At 50.2% G+C, this 26,754-nt stretch carries 26 protein-coding genes; 8 read left to right on the forward strand and 18 right to left on the reverse strand.

Translation table 11 applies throughout. The features are described from left to right. Positions 1–1,194, forward strand: a complete 1,194-nt coding sequence (locus LUQ43_RS08790) for a hypothetical protein (protein ID WP_299966404.1) — start codon at positions 1–3, stop codon at positions 1,192–1,194. Between the two features lie 130 nt (positions 1,195–1,324). On the opposite strand, the gene LUQ43_RS08795 is transcribed toward LUQ43_RS08790, so the two are convergent. The 15 genes from LUQ43_RS08795 to LUQ43_RS08865 all read right to left on the reverse strand — a co-directional run bounded on the left by LUQ43_RS08795 (position 1,325) and on the right by LUQ43_RS08865 (position 16,291). After that, positions 1,325–2,605, reverse strand: a complete 1,281-nt coding sequence (locus LUQ43_RS08795) for a hypothetical protein (RefSeq protein ID WP_299966407.1) — start codon at positions 2,603–2,605, stop codon at positions 1,325–1,327. Further along, positions 2,583–3,074: a chemotaxis protein CheD gene (locus tag LUQ43_RS08800; protein ID WP_299966410.1), complete on the reverse strand. Its 492-nt coding sequence runs from the start codon at positions 3,072–3,074 to the stop codon at positions 2,583–2,585. Before LUQ43_RS08800 ends, LUQ43_RS08795 begins: the two co-directional genes overlap by 23 nt. A gap of 17 nt (positions 3,075–3,091) precedes the next feature. Further along, positions 3,092–3,703, reverse strand: coding sequence for a chemotaxis protein CheC (locus LUQ43_RS08805; RefSeq protein WP_299966413.1), 612 nt, complete (start codon positions 3,701–3,703; stop codon positions 3,092–3,094). 9 nt (positions 3,704–3,712) lie between these two features. After that, complete coding sequence (locus LUQ43_RS08810; RefSeq protein WP_299966416.1) at positions 3,713–5,650, reverse strand: chemotaxis protein CheA; 1,938 nt, start codon at positions 5,648–5,650, stop codon at positions 3,713–3,715. Beyond that, on the reverse strand, positions 5,643–6,686 hold the full coding sequence (gene cheB / locus LUQ43_RS08815; protein WP_299966419.1) for a chemotaxis-specific protein-glutamate methyltransferase CheB: 1,044 nt from the start codon (positions 6,684–6,686) through the stop codon (positions 5,643–5,645). Before cheB ends, LUQ43_RS08810 begins: the two co-directional genes overlap by 8 nt. Before the next feature lie 4 nt (positions 6,687–6,690). Further along, positions 6,691–7,053 carry a response regulator gene (locus LUQ43_RS08820; RefSeq protein WP_299966422.1) on the reverse strand — a complete coding sequence of 121 codons (363 nt, stop codon included), beginning with the start codon at positions 7,051–7,053 and terminating at the stop codon, positions 6,691–6,693. A 68-nt stretch (positions 7,054–7,121) separates the two neighbouring features. Then, entirely contained in the window at positions 7,122–7,931 is an 810-nt protein-coding gene (locus LUQ43_RS08825; RefSeq protein WP_299966424.1) for a CheF family chemotaxis protein, read from the reverse strand. A gap of 60 nt (positions 7,932–7,991) precedes the next feature. After that, complete coding sequence (locus LUQ43_RS08830; protein WP_299966426.1) at positions 7,992–9,251, reverse strand: hypothetical protein; 1,260 nt, start codon at positions 9,249–9,251, stop codon at positions 7,992–7,994. A gap of 10 nt (positions 9,252–9,261) precedes the next feature. After that, positions 9,262–10,887, reverse strand: a complete 1,626-nt coding sequence (flaJ, locus tag LUQ43_RS08835; protein ID WP_299966428.1) for an archaellar assembly protein FlaJ — start codon at positions 10,885–10,887, stop codon at positions 9,262–9,264. A 1-nt stretch (position 10,888) separates the two neighbouring features. Next, a complete protein-coding gene (locus tag LUQ43_RS08840; protein WP_299966431.1) occupies positions 10,889–12,757 on the reverse strand; it encodes a type II/IV secretion system ATPase subunit in 1,869 nt (622 codons plus the stop codon). A 1-nt stretch (position 12,758) separates the two neighbouring features. Further along, positions 12,759–13,493, reverse strand: coding sequence for an ATPase domain-containing protein (locus LUQ43_RS08845; protein WP_299966433.1), 735 nt, complete (start codon positions 13,491–13,493; stop codon positions 12,759–12,761). Between the two features lie 18 nt (positions 13,494–13,511). Then, on the reverse strand, positions 13,512–14,012 hold the full coding sequence (locus tag LUQ43_RS08850) for a hypothetical protein (protein ID WP_299966436.1): 501 nt from the start codon (positions 14,010–14,012) through the stop codon (positions 13,512–13,514). 6 nt (positions 14,013–14,018) lie between these two features. Beyond that, entirely contained in the window at positions 14,019–14,549 is a 531-nt protein-coding gene (locus tag LUQ43_RS08855) for a flagellin (protein WP_299966438.1), read from the reverse strand. A gap of 3 nt (positions 14,550–14,552) precedes the next feature. Continuing rightward, the gene (locus tag LUQ43_RS08860; RefSeq protein WP_299966440.1) at positions 14,553–15,464 is read right to left on the reverse strand and encodes a hypothetical protein; all 912 of its coding nucleotides are present in this window, start codon (positions 15,462–15,464) and stop codon (positions 14,553–14,555) included. 257 nt (positions 15,465–15,721) lie between these two features. Next, positions 15,722–16,291: a hypothetical protein gene (locus LUQ43_RS08865; protein WP_299966442.1), complete on the reverse strand. Its 570-nt coding sequence runs from the start codon at positions 16,289–16,291 to the stop codon at positions 15,722–15,724. A 49-nt stretch (positions 16,292–16,340) separates the two neighbouring features. Between LUQ43_RS08865 and LUQ43_RS08870 the strand changes: the two genes are divergently transcribed. After that, complete coding sequence (locus tag LUQ43_RS08870) at positions 16,341–17,777, forward strand: hypothetical protein (protein WP_299966445.1); 1,437 nt, start codon at positions 16,341–16,343, stop codon at positions 17,775–17,777. An 856-nt stretch (positions 17,778–18,633) separates the two neighbouring features. On the opposite strand, the gene LUQ43_RS08875 is transcribed toward LUQ43_RS08870, so the two are convergent. Next, positions 18,634–19,245, reverse strand: a complete 612-nt coding sequence (locus tag LUQ43_RS08875; protein WP_299966447.1) for an archaellin/type IV pilin N-terminal domain-containing protein — start codon at positions 19,243–19,245, stop codon at positions 18,634–18,636. Between the two features lie 10 nt (positions 19,246–19,255). Beyond that, positions 19,256–19,810, reverse strand: coding sequence for an archaellin/type IV pilin N-terminal domain-containing protein (locus LUQ43_RS08880; protein ID WP_299966449.1), 555 nt, complete (start codon positions 19,808–19,810; stop codon positions 19,256–19,258). A 407-nt stretch (positions 19,811–20,217) separates the two neighbouring features. Here LUQ43_RS08880 and LUQ43_RS08885 point away from each other — a divergent pair, with 407 nt between their 5' ends. Continuing rightward, a complete protein-coding gene (locus LUQ43_RS08885) occupies positions 20,218–21,081 on the forward strand; it encodes a hypothetical protein (protein WP_299966452.1) in 864 nt (287 codons plus the stop codon). Positions 21,082–21,209: 128 nt separating this feature from the next. On the opposite strand, the gene LUQ43_RS08890 is transcribed toward LUQ43_RS08885, so the two are convergent. Continuing rightward, positions 21,210–21,587: a translation initiation factor IF-5A gene (locus LUQ43_RS08890; protein WP_299966454.1), complete on the reverse strand. Its 378-nt coding sequence runs from the start codon at positions 21,585–21,587 to the stop codon at positions 21,210–21,212. Between the two features lie 106 nt (positions 21,588–21,693). Here LUQ43_RS08890 and LUQ43_RS08895 point away from each other — a divergent pair, with 106 nt between their 5' ends. From LUQ43_RS08895 to LUQ43_RS08915, 5 genes are all read left to right on the forward strand, one after another. Beyond that, positions 21,694–22,476, forward strand: a complete 783-nt coding sequence (locus tag LUQ43_RS08895) for a bifunctional fructose-bisphosphatase/inositol-phosphate phosphatase (RefSeq protein ID WP_299966456.1) — start codon at positions 21,694–21,696, stop codon at positions 22,474–22,476. Positions 22,477–22,482: 6 nt separating this feature from the next. After that, complete coding sequence (locus LUQ43_RS08900; RefSeq protein WP_299966458.1) at positions 22,483–23,295, forward strand: NAD(+)/NADH kinase; 813 nt, start codon at positions 22,483–22,485, stop codon at positions 23,293–23,295. Positions 23,296–23,439: 144 nt separating this feature from the next. Then, on the forward strand, positions 23,440–23,931 hold the full coding sequence (locus tag LUQ43_RS08905) for an amino acid-binding protein (protein WP_299966471.1): 492 nt from the start codon (positions 23,440–23,442) through the stop codon (positions 23,929–23,931). Further along, the gene (locus LUQ43_RS08910; RefSeq protein WP_299966460.1) at positions 23,928–24,914 is read left to right on the forward strand and encodes a homoserine dehydrogenase; all 987 of its coding nucleotides are present in this window, start codon (positions 23,928–23,930) and stop codon (positions 24,912–24,914) included. The genes LUQ43_RS08905 and LUQ43_RS08910 overlap by 4 nt, the downstream gene beginning before the upstream one ends. Continuing rightward, entirely contained in the window at positions 24,898–26,004 is a 1,107-nt protein-coding gene (locus LUQ43_RS08915; protein ID WP_299966462.1) for a helix-turn-helix domain-containing protein, read from the forward strand. The genes LUQ43_RS08910 and LUQ43_RS08915 overlap by 17 nt, the downstream gene beginning before the upstream one ends. Positions 26,005–26,754: the final 750 nt, after the last annotated feature.

Consider the following 26,754-nt stretch of genomic DNA (forward strand, 5'->3'; position numbering starts at 1 on the left):
ATGAGGGGAGAGCAGCTATCAGATGCAATTGTCTATGAGAAGCTGCACCTGCTGAAACGGGATTTCTTCGGGTATATCGAGCGCAATTCTGTCAAGGTTGATGCCAATCTTCCTGTTTTTTTCGGGTATGTCATCTCTGCGCTGGAGACCTCGTTTCCCCATATTGCAGACGATACCTATGATGAGTTTGTCGACAGCATTACGTTCAAGGTTCTTGACACCAGCGTCAATGTGACCGATTTCGAGTATATCAAAAAAGTGATGGCCAATGCCATCCGTTTCAAGAAGAAGAAAAATGCCGAGATGGGCGTCAATATCGTCATCGGCCTCAAACTGGTAAAAAACGGCGATTTCGGTCATGCGTTGGAGTTCCTGAAAAAATATGCAATGCTTGATGTAAAACTTGGAACTACTGTTGCATTCTGTTATTATACGCTCTCGCTCCGTGAATTCAAGAAAAATGAGGAGGCATCAAGGAATTTCCGCCCGGGCGAGATGGAACTGCTGGCCCGGGAACTGATGCTCAACATGGCCCGGGAAAAACCGCCCATTAACAGCCTGAAACAGCTGGAGATCGATGATCCTGCATTCCTGGAAAAGATCTTCTGGAAGATGATCTATACCGGTCTTGAGTGGTTCTCGGATGAGAAATGGTTTGTTGAAGTGGGCCTGAAGAATGCTGCGTTCACGAATGACGCAGCCATGCGGAAACGCCTGATTGAGATTGGTTCCGAGCGGTTTTACACGGATATCCATTTCCTCCGCGAGATGTATTATTTCAAGCTGGAAAACCGCGATGCTGCCGGCGCCGCCGGTGTTGTCAACCAGTTGATCAAACAGTATCCTGATGATCTGGAACCGATCTATCTCGGGCTCAAACTCTCCCTGCTCACGACCCGGAAGATCACGTACCACAGCTTCCGCAAACTGGCACTATCCAAACGGATGCCTGCGCAGGTCATAGGAGTGTTCGACTTCACCTTTGAACTCCTGAATCATGATCATAAGGAAGCGATCAACAAAATTTCCGAATTTGAGTCTGAGTTTCCGCAGTTCCAGTACTATGCGGATACCCTGCGATACATTGCCAGCGATTTTCTCCAGAATGACGAAGCCCGGATGAGAAAGGCCAGGAAAACTCTTCTCGATTCCCTTGAACATTTCTGTTCCATTGAACTGAAAGCTAAAAAATAAGCCGGCTGCGTAGTGTAATCCTGTAATTTTGTCTGATCCTTGGGATTGCTCGCGCTTTTCACGATGCAGGTACGGGTGAAAAAAGGATGAGTCGCCTGTCCGCATTTCTGGCGATTGCCCGCTACAATCGTCAGACCTTGATTAAGCCGATGCTTGACAGGATCGACTGGATAGCCTGTACCAGGGGATCGGTTACAACAGAAAATCCTCCCGCTGGCGTGGTTGCAGTTGCCTGTACCGCATCCTCCCTGAGCGTGGGAATTGCCCGGGGGAACCCGCCGGTATCAGAGGAAGCCGGTACTGCCGGTGTGACGACCGAAACGATCTCCACGGCCACCGGGGTCCCTGGCGCGGTCTGATCGATATAATATCCGGCGTCGGTCGAGGTTGAGAACCAGACCCGGCCGGTTGAGTCCAGGGATATCCAGCGGACAGAGGACGAGGTCCCGATCCCTTCAAACCGGTCAAGGTGGCGGTAAACGCGATCCTGGTCCCAGATGTAGATCCCCTGGTCTGTTGCCAGGTACAGTTTTCCGTCAGGTGCCGAGGTGAGATCATTGATGTAAGGTAACGAGATCGAAAGGTCCCGGCTGGTCAGGACCGGTGTAAAGTTGATCCCGGGAGCGTAATGCACGATGGTCGATCCATTAAAGAAATAGACACCTCCCCGGTAATCCCGCCGGACGTGATTCAGCAGTCCATATTCAGAGTCGATAGCGGCGATCGATTCGAAAATGATGGGATCATTTTGTGATCGCAGTATCCATAATCCTTCATTAGTTGTTGCAATAAGGGTGGCATTTGCGCGATGATCATATGCCATACTGTCTGCTTCATAAAAACCGGGACCCCCGGTCGTCATCGGCTGGTACCATGTCCACTGTCCGTCGCGATACCGGTGAATGCCGGAATGCCCGGTTGCAACCCACATATCATCATTCCAGCGCTGGAGATCCTTTATCCAGGTATCCTTGAACAACTGCGGATCGCGGAGGACATGATAATACCTGCCATTGTAAATCTGTATGCCCTTGGGACTTCCAATCCAGAGATCACCGTTATGATCGTATTCCACGGCCGTGGTGAAATCATCCATGAGCCCTTCCGAGATATTGCCAAGCGTCATGTGCCGTGTCGACCAGGTTCCATCATAGACTGACAGGCCAAATGATGTGGCAATCAGGACATCCCCGCTCGAATTGGGGATATTGACCATGTCCGTGACGTGGGTAGAATGAATCAGCGCTGATTCGGGTATGAACAGGGTAATTGTATAGGGCACCGGTGTCGGGGTGGGTTCCGGCGTTGAAAGCGTGAGTACCTCAACCGTGAAATCGGCAGATACAGGTACCGCAAGAGTAAGAAGAACCAGAAGAAGGAGATAAAGGTTATAATTCGCCGGCAGTGCCATCTGCTCTCCGGATCGTGATCTTTCCATTGCTTGCCGGAAGGAATGTAACGGATCTGCCCACCTTTCCCCCGACTTCTTCTTTAGCGAGTTTAATATTATTTTCCTTTAATACCGCCCGGACTTTTTCGGCATTACGCTCGCCGATATTGAGATTCGTGCCAAAGTACTCGAACATGCATGCCCCACCCGCCATCTTGGCTACCAGGGACCGGTTCTTGCATCCCAGGGCATTGAGTTCCTTGAGGAGAAGGGGAATGGCAGTATCGGCGTATTTTCCCGGGCGGTCTTTCCTTCCCGCGCTATCCGGAAGCATGATGTGCACCATCGCCCCGACCTTGAGCGTATCGTCATACAGGGTGAGTCCGATGCACGAACCAAGACCTATCGTCATCATCGGGAACGAACCGACACGGTATTCGCCAATACCAATCATTGCTGTCTGTCCGCTCGGTGAAGTAAGTTCGGTCATGATTTTCATCGCATGTATCAGATGCCTTTCATCATGTTTTCCATCAGTTCGACAATTCTTGCGAGGGTCTGGGTTTCCGGCAGCATGATAATATCGCTGTCGATCTTATGTTCCTCGCAGACAAGCTCCGTGGAGAAGAGGAGAACCTCATCGACTTCCTCGCCCATCTGGGCGACAAGGGAAGACATGGCAGCATGTGCCATGTCGAGACTGAGTGCCGGCGGCGACGGGAGCATGATGAAGCCCAGCAGTTCGGCAGTTGCATCCAGGAATGCGGAAACCATGATATTGCCCACTTCGAGCAGCGCACTCTCGTCCATCTCGTTCATGGGCCGGTTCATATCGGTAAGTCCGAGCATGGTATTGGTCAGCCGGATGGCGGATTCCTTGGAGATATAAAAGATGATGTAGCCGCCGTGCGGGATCTCGCCCTGGAGTTCGAATGCCACCATGGCCGCGGATTCCTCGCCCATGTAATTCCCCAGTTCCGAGATGTCGATTGCCTTGATGGCAGGCACACTCATCTCCACGGTACTTCCCAGCATCTGGGACAAGGTTGTAGCTGCGTGTGCTGCGCCTATGTTCCCGAGTTCCTGGATTGCGTCGGATTGAACACTCGATAGTTTCATGATCTTCTCCTACACCATCGTATTCACGTCAAGTACTGGTACTACATCCCCGTCGCCAAGGATGGTTACTCCGCTCACTCCCCGGGTGGTCCCGATGAAGTGGCTTAAGGGTTTGACGACAACTTCCTGCTGCCCTTCAACAAGATCGACCGGGATGCAGCATTTCTTCTTCTGGTATTGGACAACAATGAGGATCTCACAGACAAGCGAGGCGCCAACCATATCATTCAGCCAGAAGATCTGGATTACTTCATCCCTCAAAAGGATTGCTTCGCCTTTCCCGATGTGATGGGAGTCATCCCGTTTGAAGTTGGCAACTTCAATAATACTGCTGATCGGAATGGCCAGGCGTTTCCCGTTGATCTTTACTATCATGACATCGACAATAGCCATTGTCGGAGGAAGCAGGAGTTCAAACCGGCTCCCCTTTCCCGGGGTGGTTTCAACCCGGATGGTACCTTTCAGTGATTCGATAGACCGTCTCACTACATCCAGGCCGACACCCCGCCCGCTGATATCGGTAATCTTGTCTGCGGTGGAGAAGCCGGGCTGGAACAGGAGTTCAACCGCCTCATCTGTGGTGAGGGTTTCTGCTGCTTCCTGGGTGATGAGACCTTTTTCAACGGCTTTTAATTTGACTTTTTCAACATTGATCCCGGCACCGTCATCGACAAGTTCGATGATAACATTATCCCGGTCACGGCGGGCAACCAGTCGGACGAGTCCCTTCCGGGGTTTGCCGGCTGCTTCCCGTGTTTCCGGGGACTCGATCCCATGGTTGACTGCATTTCTGATCAGGTGAAGCAGGGGATCGTTGAGACCGTCCATGACACTCCGGTCCAGTTCGGTCTCCCCGCCCTCCATGATAAATTCTACTTCCTTGCTGTCATACTGGGCGACATCGCGGACAACCCGGGGCAGGCGGTTGAATATATGGTTGAGCGGGATCATCCGGATGATCATCATCAGGTTCTGGAGATCGGATACCGACCGGTCGACCATGGCGATGGCTTCATCCATTTCCTTGATATGGTGTTGCTCGGCTATCTGTTTGAGCCTGCCGCGGTTGATGACCAGATCCTCGACCAGGTTCATGATATGATCGAGCTGCGTGATATCGACCCTGAGGTTCTTGATCTCCCGGTTTTTGTCAGGTGAAGGAGCGCCGGCGGCAGCCGGCTTTTTACCGGAAGATGCATCCTCGCTTTTCTTTTCCTGTTTTTCTGCCGGTTTGATCTCAACGCTGGCAATCTCGGTGCCCAGCGCGGCAGTCTTCAGTGCGTCCTCTCCGGCTTCACTGGCAATCCGGAGCGTGAGGGATCCATCAAATTTCCCCTCGTCAATGGCTTCCTTTGACGGGTTGATGGTCGTGATGGTGCCGAGGGCTTCCAGGTTGCCGATGGCAATCATTGCCCTGACGTCCTTCATCATGCATTCCGTTGCCACGGTAATGCTGATATCATACAGAGGGAGATCTCCGGTATCTTCGGAGGTGGCAGAGGTATCCGCGACTGGTGTGGCAGCGGCGGGTGCTGTTTTCTCTTTCTTGACAGAATTACCACCAAGTTCAGAGAGCATCTTTTTTAATGCCTGCACCTGCTCGTCAGGGTTGAGGGAGGATGTGTCGCCGCCGCCTTCGACATCGTCGATCATATGTTCCAGGACATCGGAACAGCCAAGGAGCAGGTCCTCGAGATCCTGTGACATCTCGGCAGACCCGCTCCGTATCAGCTGGAAGATATCCTCCATTGCATGACACAGGCGTTCCATATCGGCAAAGCCCATGGATGCTGATGCGCCTTTGAGTGTATGGACGGAACGGAAAATTTCATCGATTGCATCCTGGTTGGGTCCCTTCTCAATAATGAGGAGATTCTTGACCAGGTTCTCATGGTTCTCCCGTGACTCTGCAACAAACAGGCCCCGGTAAGCTTCAAATTCAGACATGAGATTCCTCCATCTGGTGTATCAGTCGTTCAACCTCTTTTGCGATCTTGTTCAGCGGCAGGACTTTATCAACGGCATTTTTCTGGATGGCCGATCGGGCCATCCCGTATACCAGGCAGTCTTTCTCATCACAGAGAATAGTTGTACCGCCTGCCTGCTTGATCGCATACGCACCCTCACCGGCATCATTTCCCATACCGCTCAGGATAACAGAAACAATATTTTTCCCGTAGATGTGGGCAGCAGACTCGAATGTCTTGTCAACAGCCGGCCTGACGCCATGAAGTGGGGGGGTAGTGGTGTGGATGATCCGACCTGTCCTGACATTATTTGCATTCAGATCCCCACTGATGACCGTATGGACACCTGCCTTGGAGAGCAGAATCTTGCCGGTCTCCACAGTATCGCCATTTTCAGTCTCTTTGACCGGCATGGATGCGATCCGGTCGAACCTTTCCGCGAGAGCAGCAGTAAAACCTGTTGGCATATGCTGGGTGACCACAACACCTGCGGGAAGATCCGCAGGAAGTTCTGCAAGCAGGGTGTCAAGCATGGGCGGTCCACCAGCGGAAGAACCGATCAGGACAACGCGTTCAGCAGCAGTCCGTATCAGGGAAGGGGTCTTATGGGGCTGAAGCTGGGTGGGCAGTGTCACCAGATGTTTGATCTTCGAGACCAGTTCAGCACCGATATCCCGGACATGGGGGATATCCTTTGGCTTCAGCATGAAGTCATCGGCACCCAGGTGAATAGCCTGCCGTGTCATCTCAGCATCCTTGGATGTGAGAGAACTCAGCATCAGGACTTTGGGACGACGTTTCTGTTTCTTAAGCTCCTCTAACACCTGGATACCCGTCATCTTGGGCATCTCGATATCGAGGGTAATGAGATCCGGCTTGAGGGACTGGATTTTCTCCAGCGCATCCAGGCCGTTCGACGCAGTTCCCACTACTTCGATCGATGGATCCGCTGTCACCATATCCCGGATGACCGTGCGCATGAACACGGAATCATCAACGATGAGGAGTTTTACCATAGCGTCAGGTTGAAAGGACGTTCTTTACTTCTTCAAGCACTTTCGGGGCCTGAAAGGGTTTCACGATGTAACCTTTTGCCCCGGTCTTGATGGCCAGTTTCACCATCTGTTCCTGGCCCACGGCGGTGCACATGACAACCCGTGCGGCTGGATCGATGGCTTTTATCCCTTTGAGGGCTTCGATCCCGTTCATCTTGGGCATCACGACATCCATGGTAACAAGGTCCGGTTTCAGTTCCTTGTATTTTGCAACGGCCTCTTCACCGTCTCCTGCTTCACCGGCGATAGTATGGCCCCCGGAGAACAGGATATTTTTGAGAAGGGTTCTCATAAAGAGGGTATCATCCACGATCAGTATCTTTCCCATTGACGATCAAATAACTCATTGGTATATGATTACATAAAACTCTATGGGAATGAAAAAAAGGAAAGTGTTCAGTTTGTTTGAGATTTTGTTGCATCAGAAATGTACCTGACACCTTTTGTCGTCAGCTGGACTTCCCTGCGGATGGTGGCGACTTCGGCAAGACCGAGTTTCAATATTTTGTCATAGATTGCATCCAGCTGCTTGTGGGGGATGTTGAGCATATTCTCGATGGCATGGGAGTCCATCCCCGAATAGATGAGCATGGCGACCTGCTGATCTACACCATCAAGTTCCGTGCCTTTCATATCCATGCTTTTGGTGGTCTCTTTAAGGAAGTTGAAGAGCACCTGAAGGGTCGAGAGCGGGCAGAGGACCATGCTTGAGACAACTTCGCCGGATTCAAGGTGATCGATACGGACCACATCGGTGGGTTTTCCCTGGACTTCACGTTTTGTCAGTTCGATACCCGCAACATCGTTAACCGGGACGCAGACCTGTTTTGTCGGGCTGACGAACCAGATGCCTGAGTGGACGACAACAACGCTGCCTTTCTCCCACTGGGCATCCTTGATCATGACACCTCCTTTGATTGCCGGTGACATAAAATACGCCATGAGTCGGTACGCGTTACAGGAACTCAGGATCATTTTTTTCAGGACTGCCAGGACTTTGTCCACGGAAAGAATCTTGTATACAACCTCGACATTGGTCTTGTCCGTGATGATGAGGATGTTTTTCTTCTCTTCAACATCCACAACGGTCTTGAAAAGGACCTCTTTGTTAACCGGGGCCGGCAGTGCAATGCGATCCTCCCCTATCCCCAGTTTGATGACAATCCACGCATTATTATGTTCGATTTTTGCCGGTACTTCCTTCATGTGTCCTCCCGTGTACGTAAAATCCTGGTCTGATTTTTATGATTTTTCATGATTCCGGAGTCAGTTGGTATTCTTTGCCGGAGGCAACTTTGTATCTTTTGGTTTTGAGGTTTTGCTAATCTGCTGGTACACACCCTGCAGTTCATCCTCAATCTCAGTTGCTGAGGCTTTAAAGTCCTTCAGTTCACGCAGCAGGCTGAGGTCTTTCTCCTTTTTTACGTGTTTGACTTCGGCTGCGAGGGAACTGAGCATGTCTTCATCGGATGTGGTGGCCCCTCCGGCAAATGATGCCATATCCGACTGCATGCCGAGCTGGTCATTCGGATTTTCAGCACTGGGCGGTGCATCTGAAGGAATCCATGCGGTCTTGACGGTGTTGTCTGTTGGTGGAGCGGTTGCAGGAGCCCCCCTCCCTGTAGCGGATGTGGCTTCTGCGGTGTCTGGTGCAGTACCAGCAGCATCCGGTACATCCCCCATGTCATCATCCATTTCGACATCATCGAGATTGATGTTGTCGAGATCACCGAATTCCGCATCAAGACTACTGTCTCCCTCAAGCCCGCTGAATTCGTCCAGGGAAGATGCGCTGTCGGAAGGTGGAGCACCGGCAGATGCAGCCATCTCTTCCATGGATGGCATGGATAATTCCGGTGCTGGGAGACCTGAATCCGGGGTAATCTCTTCCGGCATTTCCGGGGGAGAATCATCATCAAGCCCATCCAGAAGCGAGGAATCAAATTCATCGCCGGAAAGGGATAGGAATGGATCCTCCGCCCCTCCCGGGGGGGTTGCAGCCATTCCCCCGGCTCCGCCCGCAACGGTGGAGCTTGCCGATGTGGACGTGGTTCTGGTGACTTTTTCGTTCACCGTCTTATCGAGCATCTTGTTGATGTCTTCAACTTTTTTGCCCTTTGCAAATTTCAGCCGGATGATGTTTTTGAGAGTTCCCACAGGAGCGAAGAGAGAGGTTATGCGTGCGCCAAATCCTGTCTTACCGCCCGGGGTTTTCGCAGACTCTGCCTTGGCAGGTTTTTTTACAGGAGCATCAGTTTTCCGGGGTGCCTTTGTATCCTTTGGAGCTGCGTGTTTCTCGAAAAATTTCATCCCGTCAAGACGTTTGAGAATGCCGCTCGTTTTCATCAGTGCGAATTTTGCCCGAATTTCTGCCATCGTGACAATACCCAGGGCAAAGACCATGATGATGACCAGGATCCCCATTATCAGAAGGAGCTGGATGAGGGTGACATCAAAGAAGATGAATACAAGACCCACGGTAAGAATGGTACAGAGCATTACGATCCTGCGAACACTATCTTTCATTTTAACAACCTCATGTAGCAACACCTGCTCCCATTTGCTGGAGCCCCTCAGGACTGAAGAACATGCCCACGCCGATAGGTGTAAGAACCAGTACAAGACCGGTTAGTAAACAGAATATGGCGCCATAGAAATAAAACATATACCGATCGCCACCACCTACAATGCGGGCGGCGAGAATATCGGATATAGTAATAATGGTCAGACAGATCACAACAAAGGCTCCCATCTCTTTTTCAGGAAAATTAGTGAACATGCCAAGCCCTCCGCCAAGTACCTGATTGGCAGACACTCCTCCCATGCTTGACGCACCTGATGCGGAAGAAACATTCTGGAACTGGGACATCATGCTCGTGACGGATCCTGTTAATACGACCATGATACGGTACAGTGCAACAAAGATAGCGGTCATGGCAATATGCATCGCAAAGAGCAGTATGATAAAACTGCGGGAACGCATGTCTTTCTTCTCACGGAGGAGTGTCTGTTCCAGGACAGATGCGCCGACAAGGTTCCCGATCGGTTCCGGTGGCCCTCCCAGGGTGACCGTATCCAGGTAAATATTAAGGTATTTGTAGATGTAATTGCTCCCGGACTCCCCGATAAATTTGTCCCAGACCTGCTTGGTGTCGAGACCCAGGTTCATTTTGGAATAGACCGAGTCTACGAGGGGTTCCAGGGCGATAAGCGATTTGCGGTCAATGATGTTGAGTGCATAGACCGCGGTAGTGCCCTGCCCCCCCATCACGGCCCCGAAACTCCGGATGAATACCGAGAAGTCGTTATCCCTCATGGTGATATTGGCGTCATCAATGAACCCGATGAGGCCTAATGGCACCAGCAGGATCCCGATGAGAAGATAGATCATACCGGCACTGGCTCCCAGCAATGCGAGGATGATGACACCAGCGATGGTAATCGGTATGATGATCCGTTCCATGGCATAGATGGTCTTTTGTTCCTTGGAGGGGCGACTGGACAGACCATGGGTTTTTGGATCATCCGGTGAGGACTGGTACATGAGCAGGTTGCCGAAAAAACTGATGGCCAGGATAATCCCGTATGCCATATTCAGCGTCGAATTCAACCCTGTGGGTGAGTAGATCGCGATCGAGATCATGAGGGTGACACCGATCACTGTCCCTGACAGGAGCATGGCGATATAGGCATCTCCCCATTTCTGGACCATCTCCAGCCCCTGCTCGACCTGGCTCCGGTACACGCTGCGGACCGTAGCCAACTCATTTTTCAGGAAATCATCATCAGGCACACCGGATTCTATTGCATTGGCGTACCGGTTCAACATGCTCTGCAGGATGGGGTTCTTAACCCGCTCGGCAACAATGCTGAGGGACTCAGAATAACTCCACCCCCATTTCTTGGTATACGTGTCAACTTTGGCAATATACCTGGCAGAGATGTATTCCTTCCGGTTGGCTGAAAAAGAGAAGATCTCCGGTCGCGATGCATTGGCAAGGGCGAGGGATGCCATGTAGGTAGTCATGAAGAGGAGGTCGCCACTCATCTTCTTGCCTTCAGACATATCGTTGAGCTTCGCTTTGAGTCCCTCAATTGTTGAAGCAAAGGGGATGGCCCGCCCGCGTTTTGCTTCTCCGGTATCAGGGGTGGGATCAGGCATGTCAGGCACCGATAGTCAGGAGGCCCTGTTTCTTGATCTTGGTCATCATATGGAACAGGTCCCAGAATTTCGTATATCCTGCCTTGTGCAGGCGCTCAAGGATCTTTGCCCGTTTTTCCACTTCGAGATAGATCTCTGCTTTCCTGCTATCCGGCATACCCAGCATGGTTGCGATCTTGTTTTCCAGCAGGTACGAACTGCCTTTTCCCGACCAGACAAAGGTATCTGATACCGGTTCCCAGCCAAACATCTGCACGAACGTGAATCCCTGGGTCTCCGGATTATAGCCGACCAGCTCATTGATACTGATCATGCGCCGGACCAGCTGGCCGTCAGGACGTTTGACTGCGCTCTGGATGATAACGAGGTTAAGGTTGTCCACATAGGTCTTGGGGATATTGATCGGGTCACCGCAGAGACGCTGGATCAGTTTCTCGACGGAAGCCGCGTGGAATGTGCTCATGACGGGGTGGCCGGTCTGCATGGCACCAAATGCCACGGCTCCCTCGACCCCTCGGATTTCTCCCACAAGGATCTGGTTGGGGCGTTGACGGAGAGCTGCCTTCAGCAGGTCGAACATGGAGACTTCACCGGTCCCTCCTTCGCTTTCACCTTTCCCTTTGGCAATTGCCACTTCCCGCACCCAGTTCCGGTGGGGAACATTTAGTTCGGGGGTATCCTCGATGGTAACAATCTTGTTCTCCGGGGGAATGAATGTCGTGATCGCATTCAGGAGCGTTGTCTTGCCGCTTGCAGTCTCACCGCTGACGAAAAGGGACATGCCGTATTCGACACAGATCCAAAGGTATGCGGCAGCCGTATAATCGATACCATTGCTCTCGACAATATTGAGAATGGAGAGCGGGACTTCGTTCACTTTACGGATACTGAAGTTGCTCCCGTGCCGTGAGATGGCAGTACCGTACACAATGTTGATACGGGAGCCGTCCAGCAGTGTGGCATCGACAATCGGACTCCGGTAGGTAATTGGACGTTTGATCCGTTCCGCCATCTTGACGACAAATTCGTCCAGTTCGCTGGAGACCTTGAACTCGATAACGGATTTTAACCCCTTGAAGATCTTGTGCTCGATGAAGATCGGCCCGACACCATCGCAGGAGATATCTTCGATATATGAGTCGGAGAGGAAGGGTTTTAGGACACCCATGTCGATTTTATCGCGGACCAGCAGGTATTCAATGGCCCGGTATTCCGGGTCGGTCAGGATAATCTTTCCCTCCGGTGTCATGGGGATCTGGTGTTTCTTCTTTACCTTGCTCATCTTGTCTTTGGCAGAGAAATCGGTATTGAGGAAGGTGGTAAGTTTCGACTTGAGATCCTGCTGGCCCGGGGCGGTTCCGGTGAGCTGGGAAAGGTCCATGTTCTTTGGTTTGATAACCGCAACGGTTGCGAGCATCTTCCTGAGGACTTCCGCCCGCTCCTTGTCGCTGATGGGGTCCTCTTCAAGCCCATCGATGAGATCGATAAGTTTGGTCTCGACAACCGGTTGCAGCAGGTTGACGCTGTGGAGGAAGGACGGCTCTATGGGAATGTAAAAGTTCCTGACATCGTCCGGGTCGGGAAGGATATGGATGAAGGTGGTCTCGTTTACCGGGTAGATGATGTTCGGACTTTTCATTGATCGAAGATCTTTTTTCAGTTCAGAGAGAAAAAGGGGAATACCGTAGGTATTTACCGGGAATGTGTGGAGATATTCAAGGAGATGGGGACTTGCCTTGACATAATCCTTGGCATTTGCCGGGAGCATCTTATAGAGCGCACTGGACTCTATATCATTGTAAAAATCGATGGTTGTGTCAATTGTCTCCGGTTTGAACGGGAGATTGATTGCAACTGATAGGGTACCCATGTCAGACCTTAGCGAAGCTCATCGGGATAATCTTCATGCCATATCCCGGGTGGACCTCGAAACTGACAAGGTTTCCGGTGGTCTTGCGGGCACCCCGGACTTTGACAACCTCCATAACCATGACGTACTTGTCGCCAACAAGTGCCTTTTTCATGTTGAGGTGGGCATCGCAGATGGAACGAATACGCACAAGAGTGTCCTCTTCAAAGGCGTAGGTATGGAGCGTGACAAGGATTGTCTTGCCGTGATCGACGAGGGACTTGCAGTTGGTGAAGAAGGTGAGGATGGAATCGGTCTCGGCATATTCGGTGAACAGGGTGAGTGAATCGACAATGATTACCTGAGATTTACTTTTCTGGATATGGGTGATGAGGTGGGCAAGGATACCGACCATCTCCTCTTTTTTCCATTCAAACCCGACAACGTGGAGGGGAAACACCTTGAGATACCCCCAGGCAAAATACTCGGAGATGTCAAGGCTCATGGATTCCATCTGCTTGATAAAACTCTTGCTCGTGCTCTCGGTCGTGAAGAGATCAACGGACAATCCCTGTTTCATGGCACCCCAGATGATCTGCTGGGTGAGGACACTCTTGCCGGTATCGTTCTCTCCTTCAATAAGGGTCAGGGACTCAAGCGGGAGTCCATCGGCTATCTTCTTGTCCAGTTCAGTGTTACCGGTTGAGATGATTTGCCGGTCCTCGCCTCCCATCAGATCGGAAATAGATGATGCCATGTAAATCTCTCTCCATATTTATGCAGGTGATACAGCAGAAACTCCGTTACCAGTGGTGACCTGAATGTGGTCTGGTCTTGAGTCCGCATAAAATGTCGTTATTATGGTCATGTTTACACCGGAATCCAGTTGCTTTGCATGTATGTAGTCGTTCTCAAATCCAGCAATCGACCAGTTCCCAGACCCCCCCAGATTATATCTGTCATAGGTATAGTGTGTATACCCATATGATGCTCCGGTTGTCGTATTAAATGAAAAAACATCCATATGAGGCAAATCGGAGACCATCTCATTCCCGTTATTGGTGATATTAAAGTTCAGTGTATTCGTATTGTCATCTATTTTTGGATCGGTAATGATGATGCTGGTTCGCAGTCGCGCTTCCTGCATAAGGGTGATATCTTTCTGGGCGGTTACAACTGTCTCCGCTGTAGTAAGCGTTCCGCCGACAAGCAGGTATGCTACAACAACAAGGAGAAGTACTCCCATCGCAGCTCCGATAATTTCAGCAACAGCCATCTGGTATCAGCTCGCAGGGAATGTTACCGAGCGCCAGATTGCGTCCGGAAGGATGAACTGGAAATAAATGAGATCTCCACTGGTCGTGGCCGGTGTTGTTGGATATGCAGTTATATGGAGCGTCTCACCGGAATCCCAGTATCCGTTGCCATTGAGATCATATTCCTTGGAAATTTTGTCGGCAGCATTCGAAAATTCAGTGGTCCATTGCCCGTTTCCTGAAGGGGTGGCTTTATACTGGAGCCTGCCATACTTCCCTTCAGGACCGCAAAAAACATCAGACCGGATGATCTCTTCTGAGTAAATCCTCGAGCTTCCGATATTTTTCATCCAGATTTCTGCCTTGTTGTCTGATATCAGGTAATAGTAAGTGACAATTTTAAAATCAGTTCTGAGCCGTTGGTCAGATTCATGAGTGGCGGAGGAAAATGTTCCGGCCATATTGTAGACCACCGGAAACACCGCATTAATCAACACACCCGATGCTATGACAGCAGTTATCAGGAACATTGCGGTGGTGAATGTCTCGGCAGACATGGATTATATCCGATCCGGAAGGTTCATCCATTCATCATCTTTTTCTTTATTTTTAGATGGCGTCTTTTTCTCGCTGATAGAGAGTGCTGATAGATCGATTCGATCTTCGGGCTTTCGTCCGGGTATAACCGGAACCTGCTGGCGCTGCTCCATCATAACTTCAATCATATCCTGATCGAGGGACGTGTCATTCGGGGTAAGGATGCGGTTGAGTCCATAGAGCTCGGATACAAATTCATCCGGTCCCACTTCATGTTCATCCCCAAGATTTGCCGGCATGAGTCGGGATATCTCACGGATCTCATCGCAAGACTCCTTTGAAATGTAACCCATGACACGGTAGGACTCCAGCATAATCTCAAGCCGGTCATGCCCGAATTTCCGGACGGAATTGTGGGTCCATTTGAAGAGTTTGTATACTTTCTGGAGCCGGAGTTTCTCATTGGCGGCAGCCTGGATGGCCGGGGTTGGTTTATGGGCACCGCCCATTTGTGACCGGAACAGGGCAAGCATCTGTTCATCCAGATGTTTCTTCTCATCATCAACAGGTGTTTCCGGTTCCGTTTTGGCAGCGTCCAGACCCTTCTTTTTATCTGCATCCATCTTTGCCTGTGAATCTTCAAGTTCTGATTCACGGGCAGCCAGCGCATCCTCCCGCTCCTGGAGGGCTGCCGCTTTTGCCTCTTCCTCTTCAGTGGTCTCAGGAGATGGTGTTGCACCTGTCCCTGCAGCAGTTGCAACAATGGTAAACGGGTTCTCCAGCTCGTTCATCCGTTCCCGGATGTCCATGAGAAGCCGTTTGATGGAGGTTTTGATGAGGTCAACCTCACGCTCCAGGTTCTGGAGCTTGACTTCCGGGTCATCCTCGGAAGCGGCAGTGATGATGTGGTCTACCTGTGACTGGTTGACTGCCATGATAATTCTCTTGCTTATATCTTTTCAGTTATTGATAAATATTTGTGTCAGGAACTGAAGTTAAATTAAGATACCCGCAGGAAATTTAAGCCAATTATTATGGAAAAATGTGATTTTTTAAATATTACATCTTCTGCGCGTGTAAAATTTTTCCCTTCCTATTGTTTTGATGGTTTACTGAACTGGTTCTCACTATTGTGGATCGGATGTGGATTTATTCTTCGTAATCTCGCTTTTTCCTATGGTGGAGGTTTTTTTCACACAGGGGATTTTAAAATGGTCATCTTTCCGACATGTGGGCAATATGCAACCCGAATACCTAAAAAGTAAATAGTTTTATGGTGAGTATTATCGGTAATGAGTAACAGAAAAGGGGACGTGGGGAAAACGGGGCCAGCAACCCGTTTCCCCGGGGCACATACAGTTGCGGGATCCGAAAAATATGTTGCCGGAAAGGGGAATAATGATGGATCGCGTTCTCTGTCAGGATATGCTGGAAGATATTCGCTGCAAATCATTATTTTTCTCTTTGCTCTGTTCTTCATCATCGCATTTTCCGCCCCCTCTCTTTTTATAAACGATGAATGGATTACTGCCAACCAGCTTAACCAGCTCAATATCGGGCACCAGATCACCATGAATGAAGGAAAATATGGTGTATTCAAGAATGGTACGCCCGGCCCGTACTTTACTGAACGACAGAATATTCTCATGTATAATCTGGCGCTTCCGGTTCTGGCGCTTCCGATCATCAAATGTTTTAGTCTCTTTGCAGACAATTTCCGGCTTGCAATAATTTTGTTGTGGGCAATAATCCCCCTGCTCATTGCGCTCCTGATCGATACGTTTTTCCCGAAGTATGCCTCTATCCGAGGAATGCGTCTGACCTTTGGTGCAATTCTTCTTTCATTCGTCCTCCTTACTACGAATCTTCTTCTCTATACACCGTTCATTTTTTCAGCAGCTGATGCACCGGTGGAAGTTGCGGCAATAATTTTTACCAATCATCTGCTCTTTGCTGTGATCGCTGTGCTGGCATATCAGATCTGTCTTCTGATCTTTGAGGACAGGTGGAAGTCCCTGCTCGGGGCATTCCTATGTATTGCCTGTTCATCGTTCGTTTTCTGGGGATCTACGGCAAAAGAGCATATGATCACTGCAACGCTGTTTGCACTGGTGATCTATTTCTTTATCCGGTATCTACGGAGGGATTCCTGGTGGGATGCGGCCGGTGCATTCTTTTGTATCGGATTGCTGGCATGGCCTCGCCCGGAAATGGGTTTTACTGTGGCAATTGGTGCCGGGCTTTTCATGATCGGTTACCAGGCATACCGGACAACGCACGGCATAACTGATGTTAAGGGGGCAATCTGCGCTGTATTCACTGCCATATTTATTTTCTTGGGATCCATTCCACTCATCGTCAATAATGTAATTACAACCGGAAACCCCCTAGTTCCCCTCTATATCCTGGAAGAGACCACTACTTCGCATTCACGGTATGCCCAGGTGATTTCACCCGTCACTGCGGTACAGAATATCCCTTCTGTCGATCCGGGTATATTCAGTAAGATCGGTGATTTTGCAGGGATTATTGGCAGGCATTATGTTCCCTCGTGGAATTCACTGCCTTCGGATATTATGGGGGTTTTCTTTTATCCGGAAACAGGACATATGGGATTTACCCTGGTCTGCCCGCTGGCGTTTATCGCAGTGATGCTCTTTTTGCTGACCTTATCAAAGAGACAACGGTTCCCCTCCCGGGATAAACCAATCCTTTTTTTCCTTTTTCTTATGACCCTTGCGGTTATGATCACGTACCTGCAGAGTTTCCAGGGGATGAATACAAGTCATGGCATTACCCCGGATGTCCGTTACCTCATGCCGGCGTATCTTACCGTGGGCATTCTTGGAGTATACCTGCTGAACTTCCATGGATTTCCCCCCAGCACAGGCACAACACTGTCACGACTGGTAAAATATTCTGTTGTTGGTGTCCCGCTCATCCTTGTCGGGATTGTCGCACTACCTCCGTTCGGCGGAAGATATGACGGTTATACCCTCTTTTTCAAGATGGTCATTACATTCCTGATGGTATTTTTTATTGCAGGATTCTGGTTCTCATCCTTCCGAAAAGAGCACATCGTCCTCCTGACCCGCTGTTTTCTTATCCTGATCGTATTTGTCCTTGCATGGCAGATGATGATGGTCTTTCTTTATTCGGTTGCAAAATTCAATGGCTACACGTTCTGGATACCATTGACCGATACCATTTTTCATCAGGTATTTGGTATATCGATAACCGCACCCTGAAAACTCACCTGCGGGAAATGGGAATGGCCGGTGAAAAACGGTTTAAATTTTTCTCTTTATAAAAAGGTTTTTTTACATGATACACTATCCTGAGTAGGACAGGCAATCTGAAGTTATCGCAATAACCAATGCCCGTATCCACAGAAAGCGATGAGAATATAATAATAGCAAAAGCCCCCTCGCCTCAAGGGAAAGGTGCGACGCTCCTCATTATATCAGCGATTTACGAAAAATTTCCTATGATCATTGAGTGATACCGGTGTGATTAATTGATTGTTCATACCCTCATTTGCGATGATTGCCACCATCCCGAAATAGTTATCTCTGCGGCAGGTTCATGATAATTGGCATATCTGAATCATCTTTTTGCTCATTCGCTTTGAAAATCTCTGAAGTGGAGTCCCTCGGGAATTATATTTTTACATTCAGTTGAAATTATTCATTTCATCCTATAATTTTTATTTTTGTCATGTAAGCAATCTCCTTAAATTGTGCCCCTGTCGTTGTGATGATGACGCATTATCTGTTCTGGAGATCACATTGTGCTCCCTCCCATCTGACCCGGTTGCACAAGAGGGCATGATCAGATAACCTGAAAATTATGGTCTACAGAAGATATTTTTATTGTCATAGATGAACCGGATTGGTTCATGCCTGGTTCTACAGAACAGAATTTATAAAAAGGTTCGCCGATTTCCGGGATTATTCCATTATGATTAGTATTTCTATCGTTATGCTCGTGAACGGGATTGTATTGTGAATACCGGTATTTCCTTATGCAAGCCACTTATGCCAACATTCCCAGAGTCCATCACAGAATTTGTGTTCTCTGTCAGAACCTGGTGAAAAAAAGGGATTAGTAGAGTTGGTTGACACTCTCGATTGCTGCAGGGACCGTCCTTGAAATGGGGAGGACTGCACCAATCGCGGGTTTCAGTTCAATGGTGAACTTCTGGTTCACATTGGTGTTCGCACCGTCGGGGGGGTGGAGCTGGAGGGTGAACTGCGTGCCCGGCTCAAGGAGGGCAGTCTGGGTTGAACCCTTGCCATTCAGCACCTGCGAGACGATCCATTTACCTACTGTTGGAGCAACTGTCGCTTCAGTACCATCCAGTTTGGAATTGGGTGCATCGTAACCAATTTCATCGAACGCGGCATCGTCCCGGTATGTTACCGTTAATTTCGAGAGATCCAGTGATCCGCCACCGGCAGTGGTTGCTACGGTGATCTGGATGTATTTCAGCGCGGAAGTTCCGGATCCTGCACCGTAAACATTGCCGACAAGCTCGAGACTCGTGCTTGCCTGTCCGACAGCAGTGTGTACCGTCTCCTGGCTCTTCTGGGTGGTGAAGAACCCGGCGCCGAGCACTACGTACGAGAACACTGCCGCGACAACGACGAATGCAATAAGCACAATCGCAGCCTCAAGACCCGTGAACCCTTCATCATAGCGTGTAAATCGTTTCATTTCCTTCACCTCAGTATACCTCATAGACCTGATTGCGGATCAGCGCTGCCGGGGCTACCCGTGAGACCGGGAGTGCTGCACCCTTGTCGGGTTTCACTTCAATGGTAAACCGTTCGTTCTTGCCGATTGTAGCATCCCTGACATCGATGGTGATTTTATCCATTTGCAGGCTGTTCAGAAGATCCGAATCATCTCCCTGAACACGGTCGCGGGTTATTTGCGTATCGCTGTCCGTATAGGTCTTCAGGAAATCCGTGGTGGAGACGGTATAGGTAACTTTCGTCATATCCACACCGGTTCCTCCTGCAGAGAGCTGGAGGTATATTGCAACTGTCCCAAGTGCACTCGTGGATGATGCTTTCGCTATGACGTTACCCGATACTTCAAGTGCTGAGCTGGCCTGACCAACGGCAGTGTGCACCGTCTCCTGGCTCTTCTGGGTTGTAAAGAACCCAGCGCCGAGTACTACATAAGAGAACACCGCCGCGACAACGACGAATGCAATAAGTACAATCGCTGCCTCAAGACCGGTGAATCCCTCGTCATTAGGTTTTAAGGAATTCATACATTCACCTTCGTTTCATAGCGGACACTGATGTGATTCAGCATCCCTGTTTGATAAAAGGATTTCATATTATAAATAATTACCCTAAAACCAGAATCTGAATTTTAACAATTTATGATTTTTTTTCGGCCAATGGGATGCAGATATCACCCATTCCCCGGAATACTTTTGCACATCACTGATGTTCTTTGAATGTATTGGGGTAACCGCCGCTGTGTAAATACATTCTATCTTCATTATTATTTAATATTTTGATTCACGTTTCATTCCGTATTACACCCCATTCGGCTTTTTTATATGTAATAAACAGTTATTTGATACAGGCATTTCTGGACTGGGTAACGCATGTCAGCAAACATTCTTTATGCAGAAACTAATAGTAATTTCAGACAGATGTGGTAATTGGGATGGATAAGAAAGACATACTCTATCTGGTAGCGGCACTGGCAATAGTACTTGTCATAGCTCTTGTTATCAAACCCCTGGCAACCGGCCAACCGATAAATACCGGTATTCCGATACCGACAACGCAGCAACCGGTAACAATAGTACCGGCACAGACCGCCACTGGGTTGGGGACAATTCCCCTTACAACCCCGACTCCCGCTCCAACAACCGTGCTCACTCCCGTGCCAACCTGGAATCCAAAATCAACCCAATCCATTGGATTTGTAAATTCTTCTGTTTACGGTATTTCATCAAACCAGTCAACAATTACAGGAACAAAATTCAATGATACCGGTCTCGATACTAACATGACCACGTTTGCCACTATCGCGTCTTCAACCGGCAGCAGCGGCACTACCAGTATCATGTATATCCCGTTCCCTTACTGGGAGATTGTCTATACGGTAAATCCCACCAGCGAACTCGAACCTGATACTGTTGAGGTTGAGTCAACGAAGGGAATCGCACACAGTGGTATATCAGGCTCGTATTCAACAGCAAAACCCGAGTTCACCATTCAGGTTATGGATGGCGATGATCCCAACCGGATTGTAAGGACTATCACTCCTCCGGGGGGGATTGATTTGAACCTGTGGAAGGGTATTGTGAGCGATAAAGAGGTTGACAAAGAAGATAACACTCATTTCAAAACAAATCAACTGCAAACAATCGAAACGGAGACAACCACTGTTGTCGATCCCCGCCCATGGACTGAGAAGTTCTATGAAGGTCAGCGGCATTACTACTTCATCGTTACCGCCCAATCCCTGGATTCATATTCGATAAAAATCCAGATCCCGACACGGTACATCGGGAACTACTAGATCGCGCTCGGGCTCCGGTTACTTTTTTTTAAGATTCAAGTATGTCCAAAAGGGGACCCGGACAAAAACCTTCCTGCATGTTCGGATGTGATAATCCAACGATATAAAAAAAGAGACTATTGAATGCGTTAATCAAATTTCTTCTTGCCCATCGATTCGATGTACATGTACTCTTTCCCGACTTCAATTGTGCCGGCTTTGTCTTCCGGAATGGGAATCTCGAAGTTGGTGAAATCCTTCATATCCATCAGTTGCGCAGTGGTGCCGGCAATCGAGAGAACCTGGCCGCTTTTACGCTCGACAACCGGCACGTAGGTCTTTGCTGATACCGGCTGGACGATGGATCTCTTGACTCCGTCAAAGATACCCACGGCATCGATACGGGCTTTTGCCGCACCGTGTTTTCCCGGCTTTGACGTAGCGATACCGACAACCTTGCACGGTTCATCCTCGATTACAATATATCTTCCTTCCTTGATCTTTCCTATTTCAGTCTGTTCCTTCATGGTTTACACCTGAATATCCTTAATTGTGTATACGCGTTAGTAATTTATCTCTGTTGCATTACATAAATACAACGCAGATAACAAGCAAATCCGGGAACTCCCTTTCATGAAACAAGATTTCTTCTTAGCATGCAGCCAGATGGCAGAACAGGTTGAAGAGAGCATAGCAGAACTTGTTGGGACCGCGGAAGGTGGCAAAACCGTACGGATGGGTGCAGATCTGACGCCGACAAAGTTGATCGATCAGGTTGCGGAGGACTGCATTATCCATTACCTGGAGGAGACGCCACTTTGTTCACTTCTTATAAGCGAGGAAGCAGGCAAGGTGCGATTCGACGGCAAAGAGGGAACGATCTTCCTTGATCCTGTTGATGGTACATTCAATGCGGTTGCGGGTATCCCGTTTTATGCCCTGTCTATAGCCTATGCCCGTGAGGGTGTTGTCGAGAAAGCATATGTCCGTAACCTTTCGAGCGGTGAGACATTCACTGCAGAAAAAGGGAAGTACGCGCGATGTAATGGCAATGCTATCCATGTCTCGGATGTTGCCAACCTTGACGAATGTGCCATGAGCGTGTACGGGCGGAAGTTCGATCCCACCCGGGTGATGCAGTTAGGGCAGAAAATACGGCGATGGCGCCTGTTCGGAGCGTCTGCACTGGAACTCTGCTATGTGGGGTGCGGGAGAATTGATGGCTTTATCGATCTCCGCGGAACCCTGCGCGTGACGGATGCCGCAGCGGGAATGCTCATCTGTTCCGAGGCCGGGGGCAAGGTCACCGATCTCAATGGTAAAAAAATCCAGTTTCCCAATGAAGTGACCATTGGCCGGTGTATTGTTGCAACGAATAGTGTACTGCATCACAAGGTTGTGGAATATCTAAGGTGATCCCTGATGAGAGCGGTGATTGTGTCACGCGTCGATAACCGGGAGGCTCTGGCCTTCGCACGAACGGTGCGCCATATCCTTGATGATGCCGGTTGTGCAACAGTTTTCGATCACGATACTGCTGAAGCTCTCGGTGAGACCGGAGTTCCCCTTACGGGTACTGGTGCTGATGTCGCAGTTGTCATTGGGGGAGATGGTACGATCCTGCGGACAATACAGGAAATGGATAATCCTCTCCCGGTTCTTGGTATCAACTGGGGGGAGGTTGGATTCCTTGCGGACCTTGAACCTTCCGGGGCACCGGCGTTCCTGCGCACACTACCCCTGGGTTTTTCTGTTGAGGAGCGGATGCGGATCTCTCTTGCCGGTGATAACACTCCCCTAGGTGTAGCGCTGAATGAAGCATTGATTGTCACCACCCGCCCGGCAAAGATGCTGCGATTCTCCATTATCATTGACGGGACAATCGCGGAACAGTTCCGGGCGGACGGTCTCCTTATCAGCACACCCACCGGATCAACTGCCTATGCCATGAGCGCCGGGGGACCGATTGTTGATCCCCGGATCCAGGGATTCCTCCTGGTTCCCCTCGCGCCGTACATGCTCTCATCCCGCCCGCATCTCATCAGTGACAGCCGGAGCCTTGAGATCCGGCTGGAGAGCGCGAAGCCGGCCAAACTGGTTATTGATGGGCAGCAGACCATTGATCTCGGATCGTCCAGTACCATTCAGGTAACGCGGCACCCGGTTCCCGGCCGGTTTGTTGATGTGAAACGCAACTTCTTCGAGAAAGTGGATAAAAAACTCCGTAATCTATGAGTGCGTAAACGATACCACTACGCGCACCATCCTTTTTTATCCAGTTTACGGTTGAGAGAAATACCGTATTGTGTAATAACCAAAATAAAGGCTTATCTTGAAAGGCGATCTACTACTTGTCAGGTGGTTAGGATGCAGGTCTCCATGAAACTCGAGATGAAAGATTCGCCCGGCCAGCTCGTTGCGGCAATAAAACCCATATCCGATGTTGGCGGCAATATCATCGCAGTCATCCACCAGCGGGAACCGGACCAGGACACCGATATCCTGGATGTCCAGATCGTTCTCGAGTTGCCGGAGGGGAGACTGGAAAAGCTCATCGTTCTTTTAAAAGAACAGGGTGTCCATATCCAGCGTATTGGCGAAGAACGCCTCCTGTACAAGCGGACCGTGATCCTGATCGGGCACCTGATGCACACCGATCTCTCCGACACGGTTGACCAGATCGATTCAACGGGCTATGCAGAAGTCTGTGAGCTCTCCATGAGCATGCCGGCCGTCAATGAGCGCTCATCATCGAGGATAACGATCAAGGCCCTGAGTAAGACGGATATGGAGTCTGCACTTGCCATTCTTCGCAAGGTCGCAAAGAAGAAAGATCTTCTCATGATCGAACCCCTGGGGGAGATCGCATGAAGGTTGCATTGATTGGGATGGGTTCAGTCGGCCGGGGCGTTGCCGAAATGATTGCAAAAAAAGATCTCGGCCTGACCATCACTGGCATCGCAGATTCGAAATCCGGCCTCATCAGCGATCGCGGGATCAATATCGCCAAGGTTCTCGCCACAAAGAAAAAGACCGGCATGTGTGGGGATTCAACGATCCCTGCTATTGACGTGATAAAAAACGCCGATTACGATGCATTAATCGAAGTGACACCAACCAACGCACTTTCGGGAGAACCTGCCACCGGCTACATCAAAGCAGCGCTCAACCGGAAGAAACACGTGGTCACATCCAACAAAGGGCCGGTGGCACTCCACTATAAAGAACTCAAGGCACTGGCGCAGAAGAACGGCGCTGCATTCCGGTACGAGGCAACGGTTGCCGGGGCAATCCCGATCATGCACACGCTTGAACACGGCCTTGCCGGTAATGAGATACTTGCGCTGTACGGCGTTCTCAACGGGACCTGCAATTACATTCTCAACCGGATGGCAGACGAAGGGCTCACATACGCCCAGGCCCTCATGGAAGCGCGTGAACTCGGATATGCCGAGGCGGATCCCACATATGATGTCCAGGGTATAGATGCCGCGATCAAACTGGTCATCCTTGCAAATACCATCTGGGGCAATGGCGTTAAACTGGAGGATGTGGACCGGACCGGTATCGATCTTCTTACCGCCGATGCACTTCGTCTGGCTGAAGACGAAGGCTGTACTATCCGCCTGATTGCTGAAGCATGCCCCCGCAGGAACCTGTTCCGGGTCTCACCCCGCATCATAGAGAAGAGCCATCCTCTCGTAACGCAGGGCACATTGAATGCGCTGACTCTCGAGACCGATATGGCCAAGGAGATCACCATGATCGGCCGGGGAGCCGGGTCGGTCGAGACGGCCAGCGCCATCATCGGGGATCTGCTGTTCATCCGGGATTGTTATGTCCAGCGTGCTTGAACACCGCCGGCACTATTTGCGCATGATGCGCCAGTTCACACTCGACAACGGGCAATTTACTGTTACTGATATCCAGAAGTCGGCCGGGATTCCCCGGAGCACCGCGCAGGACTGGGTGAACCGGCTTGTCCGCGAGGGGTGTGTTCTCATCCGCCACGAGAAACGGGGCCGGAGCCCGGCCCAGTACGCTGCGATCAGCGCGATTCCTTCCAGCACCTGCCGACGGATCTTCACCACGGTCGATGGTGACGTTGTTGCAATCTATCATGACTGCATGAGCGGTGCATGTGCAGCGTTCTGCGGGTACCACCATGCTCTTGCCAAAGGTGTACTTACGCATGTCGAACGGGACGGGACGCTCCTCAAAGAATCGGCCCGGCTGGGCTTTTCTGAAATCACGGTCGGGCTCCCGCCAGAATCTGCGGTCGGGGTCTATGGTGTTGAACGCCAGGATGACCTGATCGTCCAGCACATCCGCTGCATCGGCGGGCCGGCATATTCTCTCTCCGATATGATGTCCCGTGCGGAGGGCGTTGTCCGCATTGAAACGCAGCACAAGGAGAATATTGTTGAGGGAAGTGTCCGGACCAAAGCCCTGATGCAGATAACGATCGGGATTGACGATACGGATTCCCCGGAGGGTGGTGCAACCTTTGCGCTTGCGCTTGCGCTCCTCAATTACCTGAGCCGGATCAAAGGTGTCATACCCATCAGCCATCACGTAGCCATGCTGAACCCGGATATTTTCCGGAAGACTGCGGGGAACTCCGCAAGCTTTCTTGAGCTGGCAGTCCAGCCGGACAAGTATGATGCGCTGGTTGAAAAAGCGCGGCGTTTCATCGGCGATGAATCATTGTCATCTGAATGGGGTATGGCGGTCCGGAAAGGCCTCTGCATGCAGGATGGGCTCCGTGAATACGGGAAGATGGTCCGGGAAACAGTGATCTCCCGGCCTGTTGCCGAAGTCACCGCAGAGCGGTTCGGGATCGCGCTCTTTGGCGGCAATGGTGTTATCGGGGCTCTCGGTGCGGTTGCACTGGCGAACCTTCCGCATGAAATATTGTTGGATCCTTCCCGTAATGAGTTTTAGCGTGACTGGAAATCTCCAGCAGGATTTAAAAAAAATCGGAATTCAGAGAGGTCTCTTTCGCGGCAGATTCACTTCCGGTACCGGCGCGCCCGGTCCAGCTACACTCTAAAACCCCTATCTCATACCGGGAATAAACGAAAGATTATCCTCACCCCACTCAAATTCTCCTTCGGAGTTACCCTGCGACAATCTGTCAGACCCTCCTGGCCCCACTATCAAACGTGAAAACCCGGTTCCGGATTGGATTCGGTGGCATCTGGAGCCACGTCCAAATGACATCAGTATTTTTCTCATACTTTCTTCGTGAATCCTGGCAATGTACACTACCAGCTAAAAACCTGAGTGAGTTACATCATTATCAGCATCGCAATCGATCTCCGGTAAAAAATTTTCAACCCCCCCTTCACACCCTGCTCAAAATTTTTCAGGCAGGGTCTGGTTGATCGGCAAACTCTCTCACGCCGGACATCGCAAAAAATTGTAGGTTATTCAATTTAATTACCGGTTAATTAACCGGTAATCGGCTCGTTAACTTACACCCTGTGATCGCGATTGAAAATTTTTGCTCTGTAGAAATCATTTCGAAATGCTAACGCTCCTGAGCTTACGTTGCATATATTGGCGGGGGTCGGGCGGTGTACTTCCAGTGCGAACAAACCGATGTAAGTAAGGTAAGAGCTAGCGTGAGTTTTCCCCCGGCTCTGTTGCGCACGGACGAAAAAGCATCAAACTACACCGCCCGACCCCCCC

The sequence above is a fragment of the Methanoregula sp. genome (genome assembly GCF_028679125.1).
GTDB lineage: Archaea > Halobacteriota > Methanomicrobia > Methanomicrobiales > Methanospirillaceae > Methanoregula.

Excerpts from the sequence above, each read along its gene's own strand:
- LUQ43_RS08865 (WP_299966442.1), bottom strand. The coding sequence starts at position 16,291 with ATGAGCAGGGGGATTATTGCCCACAACAAAATTATTGCAAGCCGGAAA.
- LUQ43_RS08845 (WP_299966433.1), bottom strand. The coding sequence starts at position 13,493 with ATGGCATCATCTATTTCCGATCTGATGGGAGGCGAGGACCGGCAAATC.
- LUQ43_RS08895 (WP_299966456.1), top strand. The coding sequence starts at position 21,694 with ATGAAACAAGATTTCTTCTTAGCATGCAGCCAGATGGCAGAACAGGTT.
- LUQ43_RS08905 (WP_299966471.1), top strand. The coding sequence starts at position 23,440 with ATGAAACTCGAGATGAAAGATTCGCCCGGCCAGCTCGTTGCGGCAATA.
- LUQ43_RS08880 (WP_299966449.1), bottom strand. The coding sequence starts at position 19,810 with ATGAATTCCTTAAAACCTAATGACGAGGGATTCACCGGTCTTGAGGCA.
- LUQ43_RS08870 (WP_299966445.1), top strand. The coding sequence starts at position 16,341 with ATGCGTCTGACCTTTGGTGCAATTCTTCTTTCATTCGTCCTCCTTACT.
- LUQ43_RS08855 (WP_299966438.1), bottom strand. The coding sequence starts at position 14,549 with ATGTCTGCCGAGACATTCACCACCGCAATGTTCCTGATAACTGCTGTC.
- LUQ43_RS08830 (WP_299966426.1), bottom strand. The coding sequence starts at position 9,251 with ATGAAAGATAGTGTTCGCAGGATCGTAATGCTCTGTACCATTCTTACC.
- LUQ43_RS08800 (WP_299966410.1), bottom strand. The coding sequence starts at position 3,074 with ATGACCGAACTTACTTCACCGAGCGGACAGACAGCAATGATTGGTATT.
- LUQ43_RS08820 (WP_299966422.1), bottom strand. The coding sequence starts at position 7,053 with ATGGGAAAGATACTGATCGTGGATGATACCCTCTTTATGAGAACCCTT.
- LUQ43_RS08900 (WP_299966458.1), top strand. The coding sequence starts at position 22,483 with ATGAGAGCGGTGATTGTGTCACGCGTCGATAACCGGGAGGCTCTGGCC.
- flaJ (WP_299966428.1), bottom strand. The coding sequence starts at position 10,887 with ATGCCTGATCCCACCCCTGATACCGGAGAAGCAAAACGCGGGCGGGCC.
- LUQ43_RS08915 (WP_299966462.1), top strand. The coding sequence starts at position 24,898 with ATGTCCAGCGTGCTTGAACACCGCCGGCACTATTTGCGCATGATGCGC.
- LUQ43_RS08795 (WP_299966407.1), bottom strand. The coding sequence starts at position 2,605 with ATGGCACTGCCGGCGAATTATAACCTTTATCTCCTTCTTCTGGTTCTT.
- cheB (WP_299966419.1), bottom strand. The coding sequence starts at position 6,686 with ATGGTAAAACTCCTCATCGTTGATGATTCCGTGTTCATGCGCACGGTC.
- LUQ43_RS08840 (WP_299966431.1), bottom strand. The coding sequence starts at position 12,757 with ATGGGTACCCTATCAGTTGCAATCAATCTCCCGTTCAAACCGGAGACA.
- LUQ43_RS08825 (WP_299966424.1), bottom strand. The coding sequence starts at position 7,931 with ATGAAGGAAGTACCGGCAAAAATCGAACATAATAATGCGTGGATTGTC.
- LUQ43_RS08810 (WP_299966416.1), bottom strand. The coding sequence starts at position 5,650 with ATGTCTGAATTTGAAGCTTACCGGGGCCTGTTTGTTGCAGAGTCACGG.
- LUQ43_RS08860 (WP_299966440.1), bottom strand. The coding sequence starts at position 15,464 with ATGGCAGTCAACCAGTCACAGGTAGACCACATCATCACTGCCGCTTCC.
- LUQ43_RS08910 (WP_299966460.1), top strand. The coding sequence starts at position 23,928 with ATGAAGGTTGCATTGATTGGGATGGGTTCAGTCGGCCGGGGCGTTGCC.
- LUQ43_RS08890 (WP_299966454.1), bottom strand. The coding sequence starts at position 21,587 with ATGAAGGAACAGACTGAAATAGGAAAGATCAAGGAAGGAAGATATATT.
- LUQ43_RS08805 (WP_299966413.1), bottom strand. The coding sequence starts at position 3,703 with ATGAAACTATCGAGTGTTCAATCCGACGCAATCCAGGAACTCGGGAAC.
- LUQ43_RS08885 (WP_299966452.1), top strand. The coding sequence starts at position 20,218 with ATGGATAAGAAAGACATACTCTATCTGGTAGCGGCACTGGCAATAGTA.
- LUQ43_RS08790 (WP_299966404.1), top strand. The coding sequence starts at position 1 with ATGAGGGGAGAGCAGCTATCAGATGCAATTGTCTATGAGAAGCTGCAC.
- LUQ43_RS08875 (WP_299966447.1), bottom strand. The coding sequence starts at position 19,245 with ATGAAACGATTTACACGCTATGATGAAGGGTTCACGGGTCTTGAGGCT.
- LUQ43_RS08850 (WP_299966436.1), bottom strand. The coding sequence starts at position 14,012 with ATGGCTGTTGCTGAAATTATCGGAGCTGCGATGGGAGTACTTCTCCTT.